Origin of the sequence: Glycomyces amatae, from assembly GCF_020991375.1 — a bacterium.
Classification (GTDB): Bacteria; Actinomycetota; Actinomycetes; order Mycobacteriales; family Micromonosporaceae; genus Glycomyces; species Glycomyces amatae.
Map to the genome: position 1 here is coordinate 422,827 of NZ_JAJLQZ010000003.1, position 19,322 is coordinate 442,148.

The following is a 19,322-nucleotide window of genomic DNA, read 5'->3' on the forward strand; positions in this document are numbered from 1 at the left end:
GTCCCCAGCCCCGCGCACACCGCTTCGTCGCCGCCGCCCTGACCGCTACCCCGGCGCCACCGGCAACCGAGCCACCCACCCCGGCGCCACCCCACCCCTCCATCGCCGCCGCCCTCAGCTCGAACCCCGCAGCCCGCCCCCGCGCACCCACATCAATCCGGCACGCGCCTTCTCGCCGCCTGAAGCCGACCCCGGCTCCCTACCGGCACCGACGCCTTGACCAACCGCGTTCCGGTCAGGTGGTGCCGCGCTCCCGTTCGTCCTGTTCGCGGATGAGCGCTTCGGCGCGGGCGCGTTCGGCGTCCGCTTCGGCCTCGCGCCTGACCCGTTCGGAGGTGAGCCGCTCGTATTCGGCGCGCTGCTCGTCGGTGAGCGCGGCGAGCGCCTCGGCCCGCTCCTGGCGCCGCCGGCGCCGCCAGGAGGGCAGCGCGGCGGCGGCGAGGACCGCGAGGACCGCGCCCGCCGCGGCGAAGAACCAGGTCACGGGCCGCCGTTGGCTTCCCGCTCGGCCTGCATCCGGCTGTACTCGTTCTCCCCCGCCGCCACGGAGTTGCCGGTGTACTTCACGGTCTTCATCGTGTCGATGGGGTTCTTCCAGCTGTTCTTGAGCGGGTCCCACGACCGCAGGAGCGGCCCGTCGGAGAGGTTGTCCAGGCGCCTCGCCCCGCTCGCGGCCTTGTCCCCGGCGCCCATCAGGACCTTCCCGCCGCCCTTGAGGAGCTGGTCGGTGGCGCCGTCGAGGGCCTTCTTGAGGCCGGTGGAGCCGGTGCCGAACTTGCGGAGGGAGACGACCCAGCGGCCGAGCTTCGTCATGAGCTCCCCGAGCTTGCGGACCATGTCCCCGAAGACGCCGACGGCCTTGGAGACGACCCGGGCGACGGCGGCCGCCGCGGTGGCGCCGAAGGTGAACCCGGCGGTGGCGAGGGCGCTGAGGATCCACATGATCGCCTCGGCGATGAAGTTGGAGATGATCTCGAGGAACATGGTGCGCGTGATGCCGATGAGGACGCCCGCGCCCGTGATGAGGTTCGCGGTCCACTCGGCGCCGCCGGCGGCGCCGTCGATCACCTCGCCGAAGGCGGCGGCGCTCTGGCGGTAGGCCTCGGCGTCGGCGCCGTCCCAGTCGGTGGCGGACTGGAGTTCGGTGGTCCATCCGGTGGCGGCGTCGTGGAGGGCCATGGCGATGTTGTTCCAGGTCGTCGCCAGGGCTTTGATGGCCTGGGGGTCCCCGGCGAGCCAGTCGAGGGGTTCGCGCAGGAACGCGATGTGCTCGAACAGCCAGGAGACGCCCGCCTGCACGAGGTGCTTGAAGGGGTTGGAGATGAACGAGAGCGCGTCGAGGCCGAGGGAGAAGGTGGAGGAGGCGATGTCGCCGACGTCCACCTTGCCCTGGGTGATGACCTGGCCGTAGGACTGGCCGGCCTTGTAGACGCCGTAGAAGATCTTGGCGCTCTGGGGCATCGGCGTGGGTTCTTCGGCGGCGATGAGGGGGTTGGCGTTCACGTGCCGAGCTCCTTGAGCAGTGCGTCGAAGACGGCGGCGACCTCTTCGTCGTCGGTCTGGTACCGGGTCGCGGTCTGGTTGAGCGCGGTCGCGAAGCCGTTGCCGAGGTCGTCGATCGCGTCGAGGGTCTCGGAGCCGTCGTCGAGGAACAGGTCCAGGGCGGGCGGGATGAGCTGGGCGAAGACGATGCCGTAGGCGTTCTCGTCGCCGAGGCGGACCTGCTTGGCGGCGTCGGCGGCCTGGACGACGATCGGCATGGGGCCGTTGACGAGCCGGTTCGCGTGGTCGCGCAGCTGCTGGGGGTCTACCTGGGGCATCAGGGCTCCCGGTGCGGCTGGGTGAAGCCGTTGATGACGCCCATGGCCTCGGAGTCGGCGCCGAGGAGGCCGGACATGATCTGGGCGGTCTTCTGACTCGACTCCTCGACGGCCTGCCGGTAGGTGGCGAGGACGAGGTCGGTGAGGCCGTTGGCGGACATGCCGCGGAACTGCGGGGAGAAGCGGAGGTCCGTGAGGGCGCCGCCGGCGTTCACGGTGACGGTGACGGTCTCGTCGTCGCTGGCGGCGGTGGTCTCGGAGGCGGCCAGGAGCTGCTCGGCGTGTCCGGCCTGCTCCTGGATCTGGGCCACCCGGGCGTCCAGGTCCTGCATGATCTCTTCAGGAGTGCGCATCGTCGCCCTTCGCTGTAGCGCTCGCATACTGAGCTTGATGGTGAGAACCCAAGCTAGGCAACGAGAGTGAACTTGCGATGGCACGATCTTGAACGGACCGGGACCGGCGGGGCACCGTTTCGGCCTCAGGCGCGGCGCAGTTCGGCCAGGAGCTCGGGGCCGGTCCAGTCGCGGCGGCCGCCCTGCTCGGCGGCGTGGACGAGGGCGGTGAGGCGCTCGTTGACGGGTGCGGCGAGGCCGTGCTCGGCGGCGAGGGCGGCGATCTCGCCGTTGAGGTAGTCCACTTCGGTGGGGCGCCCGGCCTCGAGGTCGTCCCAGGTGGAGGAGCGGGCGAGCGGGTCGATGGCGAGCATCTTGGCGGCGGCGCGGGTGAACACGGCGTCGGGCAGGCCGAGCAGGAGCGGCAGGAGCCGCGAGTCGACCCCGGCGGTCTTGGCGGGCGCGATCCCGGCGGCCTTGTAGGCGGCGAGGGCCTCGCGCTGGGCGAGGGCGAGGCAGCGGCGGAAGACCCGTTGCGACAGCTGGGTCCTGAGCGGCTGGCCCGAGAGGGCGTTGAGGGGGTTGTTGAGGTTGAGGAGGAGTTTCGCGGCCTGGACGCCGGTGAGGTCGGCGTGGCGCGCGAGCGGGAGTCCGGCCCGGTCGAAGCGCTCGGCGGCGGCGTCGAGCGCGGGGTCGTCCTGGACTTCGAGGCCGCCGTCGGTGCCGCGGTGGAAGCGGCCCGGGCCGGTGCGGACGACGTTGAAGGCGACCATCCCGGCCAGGACGGCGGCCTCGGGGAGCTTCTCGCGCAGGACGGCGGCGTTGCGCAGGCCGTTCTGGAGGCTGACGACGACCGCGCCGGGCCGCAGGTGCGCGGCGAGCTGGTCGGCCGCATCGGCGGTGGCCGCGGACTTGACGGTGACGAGCACGAGGTCGGCTTCGGCGGCGGCCGCGGCGGCGTCGGGGCCGGTCTCGTAGCGGGGCGCGTCGACGCGCCGTTCGGCGCCGCGCAGGTCGGTGAGGGTGAGGCCGTGGGCGGCGATCTCGTCGGCCAGGCGCCGGCGGCCGACGAAGGCGACCTCGGCGCCGGCGGCGGCCAGGCGCCCGCCGACGTAGCAGCCGATGCTCCCGGCGCCGTACACGCAGATCATCTCCGGATGCTACCGCCCTGCGGCGCAACGCGGGACGGCCCGCGCGGTCCGCCGGGGCGCCCGTCGTGCGCGGATTCGCCGCGGCGGGTTCATTCGTCGTTCAAGATGGGGTCATGGGATGACACCCGAGGTCAGGTGCAATACTCCAGACATCCCTCGCATTTTCCCCGAGCAAGGAGCTCCTTCATATGGCAGTCAACCGCAGAACCCTCCTCGGCGCGTCGGCCGCGGGGGCCGCCGCCGCCCTGGCCGCGTCCCCGGCCCAGGCGAAGGGGGCCAAGCGCTACTCGTTCACCGTGATGGGCACGACCGACCTGCACGGCAACGTCTTCAACTGGGACTACTTCGGCGACACGGCCTACAGCGACGCCGAGGGCAACACCCGCGGCATCGCCCGCATCGCCACCCTGGTGAAGGAGGTCCGCGAGGACCGCGGCCGCGGCAACACCCTCCTCATCGACGCCGGGGACACGATCCAGGGCACGCCCCTGGCCTACTACTACGCCCGCGTCGACCCCATCGCCGCCGACGCCGGGCCCGTCCACCCCATGGCCCGGTCGATGAACGAGATCGGCTACGACGCCGCCGCCCTGGGCAACCACGAGTTCAACTACGGGCTCGACACGCTCCGCGAGTTCGAGTCCCAGCTCGAGTTCCCGCTCCTGGGCGCCAACGTCGTCGACGCCGCGACCGGCCGCCCCGCCTTCCCGCCCTACCACATGGCGCGCCTGCGCACCCCGCGCGGCAAGGACGTCAAGGTCGCGATCCTGGGCCTGTGCACCCCGGGCGTGACCATCTGGGACAAGGCCTACGTCGAGGGCGTCCTGGAGTTCCCGAGCCTGGAGTCCGAGGCGGCCTACTGGGTGCCGAAGCTGAAGGAGCAGGGAGCCGACGTCGTCATCGTCTCCGCCCACTCGGGCACCTCCGGGACCTCCGCGTACGACACCTCCACGGGCCTGGGGATCGAGAACGCCTCCAAGATCGTGGCCGAGACCGTCCCGGGCGTCGACGCGATCCTGGTGGGCCACGCCCACGAGGAGATCCCCGAGACCCGCGTGACCGGCCCCGACGGGCGCGAGGTGGTCCTGTCCGAACCGCTCTGCTACGGCCAGCGCCTCACCGTGTTCGACTTCGACCTGGTCTTCGAGCGCGGCCGGTGGCGGGTCGAGTCGGCCGGCGCCTCGGTGCTCAACTCCAACGCCGTCGAGGAGGACGAGCGGATCGTGGAGATCCTCACCGGCGAGCACCAGGAGGTCGTCGCCTACGTCAACCAGGTCGTCGGCCAGGCGGCGGTGGACCTCGACACGGCCGAGGCCCGCTTCAAGGACGAGCCGATCATCGACCTCATCACCAAGGTCCAGGAGGACGTGGTGAAGGCGGCGCTGGCGGGCACCGGGCACGCGGACCTGCCGGTGGTCGCGCAGGCCTCGCCGTTCTCGCGGACCTCGCTCATCCCGGCCGGGGACGTCAGGATCAAGGACCTCTCGAGCCTGTACGTCTACGACAACACCCTGTCCGCGAAGCTCCTGACGGGCGCGCAGCTGCGGGACTACCTCGAGTACTCGGCGGAGTACTTCGTGCAGACCGCGGCCGGGGCCGAGCTGGACCCCGAGGCGATCACGAACGCGGGCGGGCGCCCGGACTACAACTACGACTACGTCTCGGGGCTCGCCTACGAGATCGACATCGCGCAGGCGGCGGGCTCGCGGATCGCGAACCTCACGTACGCGGGGGCCGCGGTGGCGGACGACCAGCGGTTCGTCCTGGCGGTCAACAACTACCGGGCCAACGGGGGCGGGAACTTCCCGCACGTGGCCGCGGCCGAGGAGCTGTGGAGCGAGTCGACCGAGATCCGCACCCGGATCATCGAGTGGGTGACCGCCCAGGGCGCGCTCGACCCGGCCGAGTTCGCGTCGGTGGACTGGCTCCTGACCCGCGAGGGCGCGCCGGTCTTCGCGTAGGCGCGCGCGGCGCCGCGGCCGGGCGGCCGCGGCGCCGCCGGGTCCTGTCCGCGCCCGCGGCGGCCGTGGCAGTATTGCCCCTACCAGGCGGGCTTACCGCCCGGCTAGTGACAGGACCCCGTCGACACGCCCAGGAGCGCATATGGACTTTCGGGAAGAAGCCGCCGCCATCGCAGGCGAGTTGATCGCGCTGCGCCGCGAGCTCCACAAGATCCCCGAGATCGGCCTCGACCTGCCCCGGACGCAGGCGGCCGTGCTGGCGGCCCTCGAAGGGCTGCCCCTCGAGATCACCCTCGGGCAGAGCTCAACGGCCGTCACCGCCGTCCTGCGCGGCGGCCGGCCGGGCCCGGCGGTGCTGCTGCGCGGCGACATGGACGCCCTGCCGGTGACCGAGGAGTCGGGCGTCGACTTCACCTCCGAGCACGAGGGCACGATGCACGCGTGCGGGCACGACCTGCACACCGCCGGCCTCGTGGGCGCCGCGAAGCTGCTCGCGGCGCACCGGGACGAGCTCGCCGGGGACGTGGTGTTCATGTTCCAGCCGGGCGAGGAGGGCTGGGACGGCGCCGGGCACATGATCGCCGAGGGCGTGCTCGAGGCGGCCGGGCGGCGGGTCGACGCGGCCTACGGCCTGCACGTCATCTCCGACATGGTGCCGCGCGGGGTGTTCACCACCCGCCCGGGGCCCATGATGGCGGCCTCGTCGGGGCTGTTCGTGACCGTGGTCGGCAAGGGCGGGCACGGCTCGCGCCCGCAGACCACCCTGGACCCGATCCCGGTCGCCGCCGAGATCGTCACCGCCCTCCAGACGCTCATCACGCGCCGCTTCAGCGTGTTCGAGCCGATCGTGATCACGGTGGGCACCTTCCACGCCGGGACGCGGCACAACATCATCCCCGACACCGCGACGTTCGAGGCGACGGTGCGCACCTTCTCGGAGGAGGCGCTCGCGCAGGTCGAGAAGGAGTCGGTCGCGCTCGTCGAGGGCATCGCGGCCGCGCACGGCCTGACCGCCGAGGTCCGGTTCGAGCGCGAGTACCCCGCGACGGTGAACGACGCGGACGAGGCGGCGTTCGTGGCCGACACCGTGAAGGACCTGTTCGGCGAGGGCCGGTACGCCGAGATGCCCGAGCCGATCATGGGCTCGGAGGACTTCTCGCGGGTGCTGGAGGCGGTGCCGGGCAGCTACATGTTCTACGGCGCCACCGTCAAGGACGACCCGGCCGAGGGGGCCTCGAACCACTCCCCGCGGGCCGCGTTCGACGACTCGGTGCTCGCCGACGGCGCGGCGCTCCTCGCGGAGCTGGCGGTCCGCCGCATGGACCGCGGCTAGACGGACACGGGGCGAGGGGGAGGCCGGCCGGCCTCCCCCTCGTCGTCTCCCGCGGGTCAGCCCGCGGCCGCGGCGACCGCGTAGACCGCGCAGGCCAGGCCGAAGCCCATGAGGCCGATGGTGGTCTCCATGACCGTCCAGGTCCGCAGCGTGGTCTTGACGTCCATGCCGAGGAAGCGGCCGACCAGCCAGAACCCGGAGTCGTTCACGTGGCTGATCATGACCGAGCCGGCCGCGAGGGCGAGCACGAGCGCGGCCAGCTGAACCGCGTTGTAGTCGCCGCCGGCGACGACCGGCTGGACCAGCCCGGCCGCGGCCGTCAGGGCGACGGTGGCCGAGCCCTGGGCGACGCGCAGCGCGGTCGCGATGAGGAATGCCGCCACGATGACCGGCAGTCCGATCCCCGAGAGGGCGTCGGAGAGGGCCTCGCCGATGCCGCTGGTGCGCAGCACGCCGCCGAACATGCCGCCCGCGCCGGTGACGAGGATGATCGCGCACACCGGGCCGAGCGCCTTGTCGAGCAGGTCCTCGATCCAGTCGCGGGTGCGCCCGCGGCGCACGCCGAGCACGTAGCTGGCGACGAACACGGTGATGAGCAGCGCGATCGGGGTCGCGCCGACGGCGCGGGCCACGTTGAACCAGGTCGCGTCCGCGTCGACCCAGCCCGCTTCGCCGGCGGTGTTGAGGCCGGTGTCGAGGAAGATGAGCACGAGCGGGAGCAGCAGCAGCGCGATGACGGTGCGGGCGCGGGGCGGGTTCTCGGGGTCCTCGGCCTGCGGGCCGCCCGAGAGGACGTCGGGGACGGGCAGTTCGATGCGGCGGCCGATCCACAGCCCGTACAGGTAGCTGGTGACGTACCAGGTGGGGACGGCGATGAGGAGGCCGAGGGCGACCACGAGGCCGACATCGGCGCCGAGCAGGGTGCTGGCGGCGACGGGGCCGGGGTGCGGGGGCACGTAGATGTGCATGACCGAGAACGCCCCCGCCGCGGGCAGGGCGTACTTGAGGACGCCGCCGCCCAGGCGGCGCGCGACCGCGAAGATGATCGGCAGCATGACGACCAGGCCCGCGTCGAAGAAGATCGGGAAGCCGAAGATCAGCGAGGCCACGCCGAGGGCGAGCGGCGCGCGCCGCTCGCCGAACCTGGCGATGAGCATGTCCGTCAGGGCCTTGGCGCCGCCGGAGACCTCGACGAGGCGTCCGAGCATGGCGCCGAGGCCCACCAGGAGCGCGACGCTCGCGAGGGTGGTGCCGAACCCGGCGGTGAGGGTCGGGATGAGGTACTGGGCGGGGATGCCGGTGGCGAACGCGGTGAGCACCGAGACGGTGATCAGGGCGAGGAAGGCGTGGACGCGCAGCCAGATGATGAGGACCAGCAGGAGCGCGACGGCTCCCGCGGCTATCCCCAGGAGCGGTCCCGCTCCCAGGGTCTGGGTCCAGTCCATTTCCATGTGTGCAAGCTCCTTTGCTTATCCGGGGGAATGGGGGTGACGCCGTTCGGTTGGAACAGAGGGGAACGGGGCGATGCCGTCAGTCGGGGACGGGGGCGTCGAGGGCGGCGATGACCGCGTTCGTGATCTCCTCGGGGGTGGCGGTGACCTCGACGGCGATGCCGTCCTCGTCCTCGCCGAGCGGTTCGAGGTCGGCGAACTGCGAGTCGAGCAGGCTGGGGGGCATGAAGTGCCCGGAGCGGCCCGAGAGGCGCCCGGCGATGAGCTCGCGGCTGCCGGCCAGGTGCACGAAGAGGACCCGGGTCTCGGCCTCGCGCAGCAGGTCGCGGTAGGCGCGTTTGAGGGCCGAGCAGGTGACCACGGTCGACTGGCCGGAGGCGGCGCGCTCGCCGATCCAGTCGCGCAGGCGCCGCAGCCACGGTCCGCGGTCGGCGTCGGTGAGGGGGACGCCGGACTCCATCTTGGCGATGTTGGACTCGGGGTGGAACTCGTCGGCCTCGGCCATGGGCCAGTCGAGGTGGTCGGCGAGCAGCGCCGCGATCGTGCTCTTGCCCGAACCCGAGACTCCCATGACCACCAGGCAGGTCGTCGGCATGGCCCCTCCTCATTGAAAGGTAGTATCTTTTCCGGGGAAAGGTAACACCATTCGAAACGCGGTGCAACCCGACCCCGGATAGGATTCCCCCATGGGCGACAGGCGCAACCACACCGGCACGGGACTCCACGAACCCGTGCTGGAGAAACTCGGCATGGAGATCGCCTCCGGCGAGCTGCCCGCCGGGCACGTCCTCACCCTCGAGGGGATCCAGGAGCGCTTCGCCGTCTCCCGCACCGTCGCCCGCGAGGCCATGCGCGTCCTGGAGTCCAAGGGCCTGGTGCGGTCCCGCCGGCGCGTCGGCATCACCGTGCGCCCCATCGAGGCGTGGAACGTCTTCGACCCCAGGGTCATCTGGTGGCGGCTGTCGGGGACCGGCTACGGCGCCCAGCTGCGCACCCTCACCGAGCTGCGGATCGCGGTCGAGCCCCTCGCCGCCGGAGCGGCGGCCCGGGCCGCCACGCACGCGCAGCGCTCGCGCATCGTCGAGCTCGCCGCGGTCCTGCGCCGCCTCGGCGAGGCCGGGGAGCTCACCGAGTTCATGGAGCGCGACGTCGAGTTCCACACGCTCCTGTTGCAGGCCAGCGGGAACGAGATGTTCGGCGCCCTCGCCGACGCCGTGGCCGCGGTCCTCCAGGGCCGCACCCAGCTCGGACTCATGCCCCACAAGCCGGTGCCCGAGGCGCTCGACCTGCACGAGACGGTCGCGCAGGCCGTGGCCGCCGGGCGGTCGGCCGACGCCGAGCGCGCCATGGGCGAGCTGCTGACCGAGGTGCGGGGCGCAATGCTGCCGAACTAGGTTTCAAACCTCCGAATAGGGGTAATACCCCTCACGCCGGATGCGAACGCGCATCGGTGACAGGTCCGCCCCGAGAAGACATCGGCACCCCTCTCCGGCGACGGGACGATCCCCGCCCGCCGCGACGGTACGGCAACCGATGCAACGGTAAGGAGCCTTCACTGCGCCTAGTAGTCGGCGATGCATGCTTTTCCACCACCAGGGCGGGCCGGGCCGGCCGCATTCGCGGTGAAACCGCGCATCCGGCGCACCGCCGCGCCCCGTTCACGGCGGGAGCGTATTTGTACGGCGACACGGCGTTTCTCCTGGTCTGACCAGAGAAGTACACGCTGTAACCGATTAGCATGTGCCACAACACCACCACGGCTCACAAGGCCGCGACACCATTGCAGATCGGATCAGCCATGCACGGATTCGGACCAGTGCGACTGCCGCACTACGATGGTCGGGCCGCAGGCCCGCATTCGCTCCTCGCCGACGTCGCCGCCTGGGTCGGCTCCGAGCCGATCCGCCGCCTCCTCGAACCCCACGGCGGGGCCCTGCCCGGCACCGGCACCGCCGACGACCTGGCCTACCTGGAGGCCTTCTCGGCCGTCCACTGGGACTTCCGGGCCGGACGCGAGCGGCACGAGACCGCCCCGGCCCCGCTCGGCCCCGAGCAGGAGCGCCTCGTCGCCGACGCCGCGATCGCCCTCGGCCTCGGCGCGGACGCGAAGCCCTACCGCAGGCACTACACGCACGTCCTCGTCCTCGGCGGACTCGTCGCCTCCTGCCTGTTCCGCACCCGCTTCGCCGCCGAGCTCCTTTCCGACGGCGTCACCGCCGACAACGTCACCGGCGTGGGCGGCTTCCGCCGCCTCGGCGACGCCGACCTGGAGGCGGCCGCCGTGAGCGGCCTCCCCCACCACGGGTTCGAAGTGGACGCCATCGAGGCGAGCCTCAAGCGCGCCTTCGACCTCCGCGGCGAGCCGCGCGTGGACGAGGGCGGCGACCCGCGCACCGCGCCGGGCCGGGCCTGGAAGGTCGCGACCTACGAGGCCGGGCCCATGACCGTCCGGGCCGTGGCCGCGCCCTCCTCCCGGCCGGACCGCCGCCGGGCCGACACGGTGGACACCTGCCGCTTCTGGGCCGACGAGGTGGTCGACCTCGCGCCGGGCGACAGCGTCCTGGTCGTGACCTCCTCGCCGTACACGGCCTTCCAGCACTGCGACGCCATCGCCCACATGGGACTGCCCTACGGGTGCGCCGTGGACACCGTCGGCGTCGACCCCGCCGCGCTCCTCGAACCGCACCTCCGCAAGCCCCACACCGCCAGCGGCTACCTCCAGGAGGTGCGCTCGGCCGTCAGGTCCATGCAGCGCCTCTACGACGCCGCCTACGCCGCCGCGCGGGGCTCCGGGATGAAGGCCCGCTCGGCCGCGGCCCGGTAAAGGGCACCGGTAGTACGTCACGCACCGCCCCGCGAGGACCGGTGATTTCACCGATGCGCGCACGGCCACCGCCAGGACATATTTACGTCCATCACTTGATGCTCGCTTCAAGGAGGACGCACATGCACGCAACGACCAGACACCGGCGCCACCTCGCCGCCGCCTTCCTCGCCGCGCTCCTGGCCGCGGTGGTCGGCTTCGGCACCGTGAACGCCCCGGGCGCGGCCGCCCAGGACAACCCGTACGAGCGCGGCCCCGACCCCACCGAGTCCAGCATCGAGGCGCTCCGGGGCCACTACTCGGTGTCGAGCACGAGCGTCTCCTCGCTCGTGATCGGCTTCGGCGGCGGCACCATCTACTACCCGAGCACCACCGCGGACGGCGACTTCGGCGCCGTCGTGATCTCGCCCGGGTTCACCGCCTACGAGTCCTCGATCGCCTGGCTCGGCCCCCGGCTCGCCTCGCAGGGCTTCGTCGTCTTCACCATCGACACCAACACCACCCTCGACCAGCCCGGCCAGCGCGCCGACCAGCTCCAGGCCGCGCTCGACTACCTCACCGAGCGCAGCGACGTGCGCGGCCGCGTCGACGCCGACCGCCTCGCCGTCATGGGCCACTCCATGGGCGGCGGCGGGTCCCTCGAGGCCGCCCGGGAGAACCCCGACATCCAGGCCAGCATCCCGCTGACCCCCTGGCACACCACCAAGTCCTGGACCTCCCTGTCCACCCCGACCCTCATCTTCGGCGCCGAGAACGACTCGATCGCCCCGGTCGCCACCCACTCCGTGCCGTTCTACAACTCGATCCCCACTTCGGCCGAGAAGATGTACATCGAGCTCAACGGCGCCTCGCACTTCGCGCCCAACACCTCGAACACGACCATCGCGAAGTACTCGATCTCGTGGCTGAAGCGCTTCGTGGACGACGACACCCGCTACGACCAGTTCCTCTGCCCGCTGCCCAACGGCAGTGCGGTCGAGGAGTCGCGCGGCACCTGCCCGCTCGGCTAGCGACCGCGGGAAACGGGCGGCGGCCGAAGCCGCCGCCCGTTTTCTCGCGCTCAACCCTTTTAAACCGACCGGTCGGTTTTGTACGATGGACGGATGGGACGGAGCGCACTGCGGCACCCCGCCCGGGCCACCCCGCCCGCGCGGCCCGCCGAAGCGCCCCTGACCGCCACCCTCCGCCGCCTCGACGACGGCAGCACCGCCCTCGTCCTCACCGCCGCCGACGCCCGCCGCCTCCGCGAACCCGACACGGCGGGGACCACGCTCACCGTCCACGTCACCGCCGCCTCCACCGAGGACGCGGCCAGGACCGCCCTCGCCGCCGGCCTCCGCACCCTGGCGTCGGGACCCCTGGGCGACGCCTACGCCTCCCTCACCCTGGCCGCGACCCTCGCCGCACCGACCGCGCCCCGCCTGGCCCTCACCGCGACCGTCGCCGCCGCCGGCGCCGCCTGGTCGGCGGGCGAGCACCGCGCCTGCACCGCGGCCCTCGACACCGCCCGCCGCGCCCTCGCCCCCGGCTCCGACCCCCGCGCCGACTACCTCCTCGGACTCAAAGGCCTCATCGACCAGGCCCCGCTCGACGCCCTCGGCCCGCTCCGGCGCGTCCTCGCCCGCGCCGAAGGCGACCGCTCCCCCGAGACGCTCCACCTCGCCGCCGTCGCGGCGCTGCTCCTCGGCGACGTCACCGCCTCATGCGAGATCGGCATGCGCGCCTTGGCCGACGCCCGCACCGAAGGCCGCGACGACCTGGTGCCCAGGGCCCTCGAGTACCTGGCCTACGCCGAGATGCGCGCCGGACGCCACGCCCGCGCCCGCTCCCGGGCCCGCGACGGCCTCGCGGCCGCCCTCCGGACGGGCGCGGCGAACACCGCCGCCCACCACCGGGCCGTCCTGGCGCTGACCGCATCGGTCGAAGGCGACGACGCCGCCGCCGCGAGCGAGGCCGCCATGGCGCTGGCGACCGCGCGGCGCCACGGACTGGCGCAGACCGCCGCCCTCGCCGAATGGGCGCTGGCGAGGACCGACCTCGGGGCGGGACGCCCGGAGGCGGCCGCCACGCGCCTGCGCGACCTGGTCCGCCCCGGCGGCGGCCACTTCGCGGTGCGGCCCCTGCTGATGCCCTGCTTCATCGAGGCGGCGGTGCTGGCGGGCCGGACCGAGGAGGCGCGGACGGTCGCCGAGGAGTTCCGGGCGTGGGCCGGATTCGGCATCGACCGGGCGGCCGCCGCGCAGCTCGCCCGGGCCGAGGCACTGATCGCGGCCTCGGACGCGGCCGCCCCCGAACCGGCCGGCAGGGCGGTCGCGCCGGCGAAGAGCGCACCGGAGACGGCCGATGCGCTGTTCCAGCAGGCCGTGCGGCTGCACTCCGATGAGGCGGGCGACTTCGAGCGGGCGCGCACGCTGCTGCTCTACGGCAAGTGGCTGCGCCGCCGCAGGCGGCCGCGCCAGGCGAGAACGGTCCTGCGGGACGCGCTCCACGGCTTCGAACGCAGCGGGGCCGCGGGCTGGGCCGAGCAGGCGCGCGAAGAGCTGCGGGCGACCGGCGAACCGGGCGCCGCGCCGCGGAGACCCGAGGCGGCGCGCATCGAGCGGGCCGCAGGGGGCGAGCATCCCGGAAGCGCTCTGGACGCGCTCACCCCGCACCAGCTGCGGATCGCGCGAAAGGTGGCGACAGGGGCCACCAACCGGGAAGTGGCGCAGGCGCTCTCGCTCAGCGTCAGGACGGTGGACCACCACCTGAGGAGCATCTTCGCCGCCCTGGGGGTGCGCTCCCGGGTGGAACTGGCCCGCATGGTGGCGGCCGCCCCGGGAGCGCAGGGCGAACGCTGAACCCGGGGCCGCTCCGGAAGCGCACGGCGAACGCGGAACCCGGGGCCGCCGCTCCTCCGTCGCCGCAGATCACGGAGAGATCAACTACATCGTCGCCGATATATATCAGCATACCCGGCAGAAGTCCGGCCAGGCGTCGGAGGACAGCCGCCCCGGATTGTCGTACCCGCCGGGCACTGTTGAACCGGGGGCGCCGCAGATCCACCGTCCGCTCCGTCGTGCCCGAAGACCGGCTCCCGGCTCCCGGCTCCCGGCTCCCGGCTCCCGGCTCCCGGCTCCCGGCTCCCGGCTCCCGGCTCCCGGCTCCCGGCTCCCGGCTCCCGGCTCCCGGCAGCGAAAGGCTACGCCGGTGCAGCCGAACGTGAACGGAGGGTCCCGGCAAATCGGACACCACTGGGCCCTCGGTTCAACCCTGCGCCCGGGGTACGACATTCGGGCGTTCGCGAGCCGGATTCGCATGGCGCGCGGGCGGGCGGCCGGCGCGGCACAGTAGCCCGCGCCGGCCGCCCCGTCTCCGAGGGATCACCTGGGGATCGATCGCCTCGGCCCGACCGCGGCCGTTAACACCAGGAACCTGGTGTAGGCCGGGAGGGTCAGGAAGGTCGGGTAGTCCTCCCCCAGCGCGCACTCGGTGAAGACCGCGAGCGCGTCGTCGAAGCGGTCGCCCTCGAAGCGCTCGAACCCGTCGAACTCCTCGCGCAGCAGCTCCTCGACCCACCGCCGGGTCACGGTGCGGCCCTGGTCGGTCCTGGCCTCGGCGTTGATCCACTGCCAGATCTGCGAGCGCGAGATCTCGGCGGTCGCGGCGTCCTCCATGAGGTTGTTGATCGCCGCGGCGCCGTTGCCGCGCAGCCACGACTCGAGGTAGCGGACGCCGACCTCGAGGTTCTTGCGGATGCCGGTCTCGGTGATCTCGCCGGGCGTGCTGGCCACCTCGAGCAGGGCCGCCGCGTCCGGCACCACGTCCTCGCGCTGCCGGTCGATCTGGTTCGGCACGCCGCCGAGCATCTCGTCGAACACGGCCGTGGCGACCGGCACCAGGTCGGGGTGGGCGACCCAGGAGCCGTCGAAGCCGTCGTCGGCCTCGCGGGCCTTGTCGGCGCGGACCTTCTCCAGGGCGGCGGCGTTCGCCTCGGGGTCGCGGCGGTTGGGGATGAACGCGGCCATGCCGCCGATCGCGGAGGCGCTGCGCCGGTGGCAGGTGCGCACGAGCAGCTCGGTGTAGGCGCGCATGAACGGCGCGGTCATCGTGACCTGGTCGCGGTCGGGCAGCACGAAGCGCGGCCCCCGGCAGCGGAAGTTCTTGATGACCGAGAAGATGTAGTCCCAGCGCCCGGCGTTGAGCCCCGAGGAGTGGCGGCGCAGCTCGTAGAGGATCTCCTCCATCTCGAAGGCCGCGGTGATGGTCTCGATGAGGACGGTCGCCCGGATGGTGCCCTGGGGCAGGCCGAGGAGGTCCTGGGCGACGATGAACACGTCGTTCCACAGCCGCGCCTCGAGGTGCGACTCGAGCTTCGGCAGGTAGAAGTAGGGGCCGCGGCCCAGTTCGATGAGCCGGTGCGCGTTGTGGAAGAAGTACAGGCCGAAGTCCACGAGGGACCCGGCGACGGGCAGGCCGTCGACGCGCAGGTGCAGTTCGGCGAGGTGCCATCCCCTGGGGCGCACGATGATCGTAGGCAGGTCGGTGAGGGTCTCGCCGGTGAGGCGGTACTCCTTGCCCTGCTCGGAGATGAAGTCGATGCGCCGCTCGATGGCGTCGCGCAGGTTCACCTGCGCGTCGATGACGTTGTGCCAGTTGGGTGTGGAGGAGTCCTCCAGGTCGGCCATCCAGCATTTCGCGCCCGAGTTGAGGGCGTTGACGGCCATCTTCCGGTCGCAGGGGCCGGTGATCTCGACGCGGCGGTCCTCCAGGCCCGGTGCGAGGGCGGCGACGCTCCAGGAGAAGTCGTCGCGCACCTCGGCGGTCTCGGGCAGGAACTTGGGGTCGCAGCCGTTGGCGATCTGGGCGCGCCGCTCCTGGCGGCGCTGGAGCAGCTCCTGGCGGCGGGGCGCGAAGGCCCGGTGGAGGGCGGCGATGAACGCCAGCGCCTCGGGCGTCAGGATCTCGTCCTGGCGGTCGATGCGGGGCCCCTTGACCGTGATCCCCGCGTCAGTGCTCGTCTCGGGACCGGTGCCGGTCCTGAGGCCCGTGCGCGTCTCGGATGTGGTCACCATGGTGGTCGTCTCTCCTTCTGTGGCAGGCGCCGTGTACGTGTCGGCGGCGCGGTCCGCGCCGCTTCCCGGTCGTGGAGCGGTCAGTGGAACTGTCCCGCCTCGGTGGACCCGGCGAGCGCGAGCGTCTCGGCCGTCGGGTTGAGGGCGGCGGTGACGAGGTCGAAGTAGCCGGTGCCGACCTCGCGCTGGTGCTTGGTGGCGGTGTACCCGCGCTCCTCGGCCGCGAACTCGCGCTCCTGGAGGTCCACGTAGGCGCTCATGCCGTCGCGGGCGTAGCCGTGGGCGAGGTCGAACATGGAGTGGTTGAGCGCGTGGAACCCGGCGAGGGTGATGAACTGGAACGTGAAGCCCATGGAGCCGAGTTCGCGCTGGAACTTGGCGATGGTGTCGTCGTCGAGGTGGCGGCGCCAGTTGAACGACGGCGAGCAGTTGTAGGCGAGCATCTGCTCGGGGTGCTCGGCCTTGACGGCCTCGGCGAAGGTCCGGGCCGCCTCGAGGTCGGGCGTGCCGGTCTCCATCCACAGCAGGTCGGCGTAGGGCGCGTAGGCGTTGGCCCTGGCGATGCAGGACTCGATGCCGCCCCGCACCCGGTAGTAGCCCTCGGGGGTGCGCTCGCCGGTGAGGAAGGGCCGGTCGCGCTCGTCGACGTCGGCGGTCAGCAGCGTGGCGGCCTCGGCGTCGGTGCGGGCGATGAGCAGGGAGGGGACGCCTTCGACGTCGGCGGCCAGGCGCGCGGCGTTGAGCGTGCGCAGGTGCTGGGCGGTGGGGATGAGGACCTTGCCGCCGAGGTGGCCGCACTTCTTCTCGGAGGCGAGCTGGTCCTCCCAGTGGACGGCGGCGGCGCCGGCGGCGATCATGGCCTTCATGAGCTCGAAGGCGTTGAGCGGGCCGCCGAAGCCGGCCTCGGCGTCGGCGACGATGGGCACGAGCCAGTCCTCGACCGACCGGACGCCTTCGGCCGCTTCGATCTGGTCGGCGCGCATGAGGGCGTTGTTGATGCGGCGCACGACCTGGGGCACGGAGTTGGCCGGGTAGAGCGACTGGTCGGGGTAGGTCTGGGCGGCGAGGTTGGCGTCGGCGGCGACCTGCCAGCCGGAGAGGTAGACGGCGCGCAGGCCGGCCTTGACCTGCTCGACGGCCTGGCCGCCGGTCATGGCGCCGAGCGCGTGGGTGTAGCCGCCGGTGGCGGCGTCCTCGGTGAGCCGGGTCCAGAGGCGCTCCGCGCCGCGGCGGGCGAGGGTGTGCTCCTCGGTGACGCGGCCGCGCAGGCGCACGACGTCGGCGGCGGTGTAGTCGCGCACCGTGGTGGCCCAGCGCGGGTTGGAGGCCCAGTCGAGGGCGAGCCGTTCGGCGGCGAGGCCGGTGTCGTTCGCGGCGCTGTCGTTGGCGGTGCTCTGGTGGCTGTCGGACATCGTCGGCTCCGAACTTCGGGACCGCAGCGCGGTCATTACTTGCAGGTAATGGCAATCTTTCATCGATCTGGAGGCCTGGGGAGCCGTTTGCGGTGGAAAGAATGACGTTTCTTCGCGATACTGGGGAAATGACGAACCTGTCGACGGGCGGCGAGCGGCCGCAGACCGAGGCCCCGAAAACGGGCAGGCCGAGGCAGCGCGGGGCCGACGCGGCGCCCGCCGCGCACCGGCCGTGGGGGGCGGCCGAGGCCGCGGAGCTGGCGGCGGACGACATCACCGTGGACCTCATCAGCCTGGGCAAGCAGATCAGGCACCTGCGCAAGCAGCGGGAGATGAGCCTGGACGACCTGGGCGCGGTGGTGGGGGCGGCGGCGTCGCAGCTCTCGCTGATCGAGAACGGCAAGAAGGAGCCGAAGCTGTCGATGCTGCGGGCCCTGGCCCGGGCGCTCGGCGTCTCCTCCGACGAGCTGCTCGGCGCCGAGCCGCCGAACCGCCGCGTGGCGCTGGAGATCGAGCTGGAGCGGGCGCAGCGGAGCGCGCAGTACCGGTCGCTGGGGCTGCCGAGCGTCAAGCCGTCCTCGCGGGTGCCCACCGAGATGCTGGAGGCGCTGGTGGGGCTCCACCGGGAGGTGGACCGGCAGGTCAACCTGCACACGGCGACCCCTGAGGAGGCGCGGCGGGCGAACACGGAGCTGCGACGGCGGATGCGGGAGAAGGACAACTACTTCGGCGACATCGAGGCCGAGGCCCGCACGCTCCTGCGCAACGTCGGGTACGCGAGCGGGCCGCTGTCGCAGCAGCAGATCGCGGACCTGGCCGCGCACCTGCGGTTCACGCTGCACCACGTGGACGACCTGCCGCACTCGACGCGCTCGGTCACGGACCTGAAGCACCGGCGGATCTACCTGACGCAGGTGGGCACCGGTTCGCACGACCCACGCACGGTCCTGCTCCAGGCGCTCGCCAGCTACGTGCTCCAGCACGGGGTGCCGGGGACGTACCTGGAGTTCCTGGGGCAGAGAGTGGCGACGAACTACCTGGCGGCGGCCCTCCTCATCCCGGAGTCGAGCGCGGTGGCGTTCCTGCGGCAGGGCATGGCGGGCAAGGAAGTGGCCGTGGAGGACCTGAGGGACAACTTCGCGGTCTCGTACGAGGCGGCGGCGCACCGCTTCACGAACCTCGCGACGCACCACCTGGGCATCCGGACGCACTTCCAGAAGGTGCACAAGTCGGGGATCATCTTCAAGGCGTACGAGAACGACGACGTGGCGTTCCCCGCCGACCCCACGGGCGCGATCGAAGGACAGCCGATCTGCCGCTATTGGACGAGCCGGCAGGTCTTCGACGTGCCGGACAAGTTCAACGCGTTCAACCAGTACACCGACACGGCGACGGGCACCTACTGGTGCACGGCCCGAACGGAAAGAAGCCCGGACGGGCTGTTCTCCCTGAGCATCGGCGTCCCGTACGAGGCGGCGAAGTGGTTCAGGGGCAAGGAGACCCGAGCGAGGTCGGTCTCCCGCTGCCCGGACCCGGACTGCTGCCGCAACCCGCCGAGGGCCCTGTCAGAAGCCTGGGCGGGCCAGGTCTGGCCCACGGCGAGAGCCGCGAGCTCCCAACTGGCGGCGATGCCGATAGGCTCCTTCCCGGGAGTGGACGAGACCGAGGTCTACCAGTTCCTGGAACGCCACTCCCAGCGCTAGCGTTCTTAAACTATTTAATTGGCACATTATGCTAGGACCCAGGTTCAGATAAGCCCCGCTAAGGCCTGCCTAGGTACAGACTCAGCCTTCCTTCTAATTTGCAGCTGACGCCGCAAAACAAAGGCAACCGATCCAGAGACAGCAGCGAGAGCGAGAAGAGCATATATCGTTGGATTGACCCATGAGGGTATCAGCTGTATGGTTCGCTCCGAGCAGGTAAGCTCGCCACTAAGCGGCGCGAAGCCCTCGTTATATTCCACAAAATCCCCAGCGCCATATGC

Annotated in this window: 16 protein-coding genes; 7 read left to right on the top strand and 9 right to left on the bottom strand. The window is 72.1% G+C overall.

Annotation, left to right across the window (positions count from 1 at the left end; genetic code table 11):
- Positions 1 to 235 precede the first annotated feature (235 nt).
- The 5 genes from LO763_RS07115 to LO763_RS07135 all read right to left on the bottom strand — a co-directional run bounded on the left by LO763_RS07115 (position 236) and on the right by LO763_RS07135 (position 3,303).
- Positions 236 to 484, bottom strand: coding sequence for a hypothetical protein (locus LO763_RS07115; RefSeq protein WP_230601265.1), 249 nt, complete (start codon positions 482 to 484; stop codon positions 236 to 238).
- Positions 481 to 1,503, bottom strand: a complete 1,023-nt coding sequence (locus tag LO763_RS07120; protein WP_230601266.1) for a WXG100-like domain-containing protein — start codon at positions 1,501 to 1,503, stop codon at positions 481 to 483. Before LO763_RS07120 ends, LO763_RS07115 begins: the two co-directional genes overlap by 4 nt.
- Positions 1,500 to 1,820, bottom strand: coding sequence for a type VII secretion target (locus LO763_RS07125; RefSeq protein WP_230601267.1), 321 nt, complete (start codon positions 1,818 to 1,820; stop codon positions 1,500 to 1,502). Before LO763_RS07125 ends, LO763_RS07120 begins: the two co-directional genes overlap by 4 nt.
- Complete coding sequence (locus LO763_RS07130; protein WP_230601268.1) at positions 1,820 to 2,173, bottom strand: YbaB/EbfC family nucleoid-associated protein; 354 nt, start codon at positions 2,171 to 2,173, stop codon at positions 1,820 to 1,822. Before LO763_RS07130 ends, LO763_RS07125 begins: the two co-directional genes overlap by 1 nt.
- 125 nt (positions 2,174 to 2,298) lie before the next feature.
- A complete protein-coding gene (locus tag LO763_RS07135) occupies positions 2,299 to 3,303 on the bottom strand; it encodes a 2-dehydropantoate 2-reductase (protein ID WP_230601269.1) in 1,005 nt (334 codons plus the stop codon).
- A 188-nt stretch (positions 3,304 to 3,491) separates the two neighbouring features.
- Between LO763_RS07135 and LO763_RS07140 the strand changes: the two genes are divergently transcribed.
- Together LO763_RS07140 and LO763_RS07145 are read left to right on the top strand one after the other, a co-directional pair.
- A complete protein-coding gene (locus LO763_RS07140; RefSeq protein ID WP_230601270.1) occupies positions 3,492 to 5,264 on the top strand; it encodes a bifunctional metallophosphatase/5'-nucleotidase in 1,773 nt (590 codons plus the stop codon).
- A gap of 142 nt (positions 5,265 to 5,406) precedes the next feature.
- On the top strand, positions 5,407 to 6,597 hold the full coding sequence (locus LO763_RS07145; protein ID WP_230601271.1) for a M20 metallopeptidase family protein: 1,191 nt from the start codon (positions 5,407 to 5,409) through the stop codon (positions 6,595 to 6,597).
- 56 nt (positions 6,598 to 6,653) lie between these two features.
- Here the strand turns inward: LO763_RS07145 and LO763_RS07150 are convergent, their stop codons facing one another.
- Together LO763_RS07150 and LO763_RS07155 are read right to left on the bottom strand one after the other, a co-directional pair.
- On the bottom strand, positions 6,654 to 8,048 hold the full coding sequence (locus tag LO763_RS07150) for a GntP family permease (RefSeq protein ID WP_230601272.1): 1,395 nt from the start codon (positions 8,046 to 8,048) through the stop codon (positions 6,654 to 6,656).
- Between the two features lie 79 nt (positions 8,049 to 8,127).
- Entirely contained in the window at positions 8,128 to 8,643 is a 516-nt protein-coding gene (locus LO763_RS07155) for a gluconokinase (protein ID WP_230601273.1), read from the bottom strand.
- A gap of 91 nt (positions 8,644 to 8,734) precedes the next feature.
- On the opposite strand from LO763_RS07155, the gene LO763_RS07160 reads away from it, so the two are divergent.
- The 4 genes from LO763_RS07160 to LO763_RS07175 all read left to right on the top strand — a co-directional run bounded on the left by LO763_RS07160 (position 8,735) and on the right by LO763_RS07175 (position 13,712).
- The gene (locus LO763_RS07160) at positions 8,735 to 9,442 is read left to right on the top strand and encodes a FadR/GntR family transcriptional regulator (RefSeq protein WP_230601274.1); all 708 of its coding nucleotides are present in this window, start codon (positions 8,735 to 8,737) and stop codon (positions 9,440 to 9,442) included.
- Positions 9,443 to 9,864: 422 nt separating this feature from the next.
- Positions 9,865 to 10,872, top strand: coding sequence for a hypothetical protein (locus tag LO763_RS07165; protein ID WP_230601275.1), 1,008 nt, complete (start codon positions 9,865 to 9,867; stop codon positions 10,870 to 10,872).
- A 122-nt stretch (positions 10,873 to 10,994) separates the two neighbouring features.
- The gene (locus tag LO763_RS07170; RefSeq protein WP_230601276.1) at positions 10,995 to 11,882 is read left to right on the top strand and encodes a poly(ethylene terephthalate) hydrolase family protein; all 888 of its coding nucleotides are present in this window, start codon (positions 10,995 to 10,997) and stop codon (positions 11,880 to 11,882) included.
- A 93-nt stretch (positions 11,883 to 11,975) separates the two neighbouring features.
- Positions 11,976 to 13,712 (top strand): helix-turn-helix domain-containing protein, encoded by a 1,737-nt coding sequence (locus LO763_RS07175; RefSeq protein WP_230601277.1) that lies wholly within the window; start codon positions 11,976 to 11,978, stop codon positions 13,710 to 13,712.
- Positions 13,713 to 14,234: 522 nt separating this feature from the next.
- Here LO763_RS07175 and aceB read toward each other — a convergent pair.
- A complete protein-coding gene (gene aceB, locus LO763_RS07180; RefSeq protein ID WP_230601278.1) occupies positions 14,235 to 15,926 on the bottom strand; it encodes a malate synthase A in 1,692 nt (563 codons plus the stop codon).
- A gap of 80 nt (positions 15,927 to 16,006) precedes the next feature.
- Complete coding sequence (gene aceA / locus LO763_RS07185) at positions 16,007 to 17,338, bottom strand: isocitrate lyase (RefSeq protein WP_230601279.1); 1,332 nt, start codon at positions 17,336 to 17,338, stop codon at positions 16,007 to 16,009.
- A 128-nt stretch (positions 17,339 to 17,466) separates the two neighbouring features.
- Between aceA and LO763_RS07190 the strand changes: the two genes are divergently transcribed.
- The gene (locus tag LO763_RS07190) at positions 17,467 to 19,041 is read left to right on the top strand and encodes a helix-turn-helix transcriptional regulator (RefSeq protein WP_230601280.1); all 1,575 of its coding nucleotides are present in this window, start codon (positions 17,467 to 17,469) and stop codon (positions 19,039 to 19,041) included.
- Positions 19,042 to 19,322: the final 281 nt, after the last annotated feature.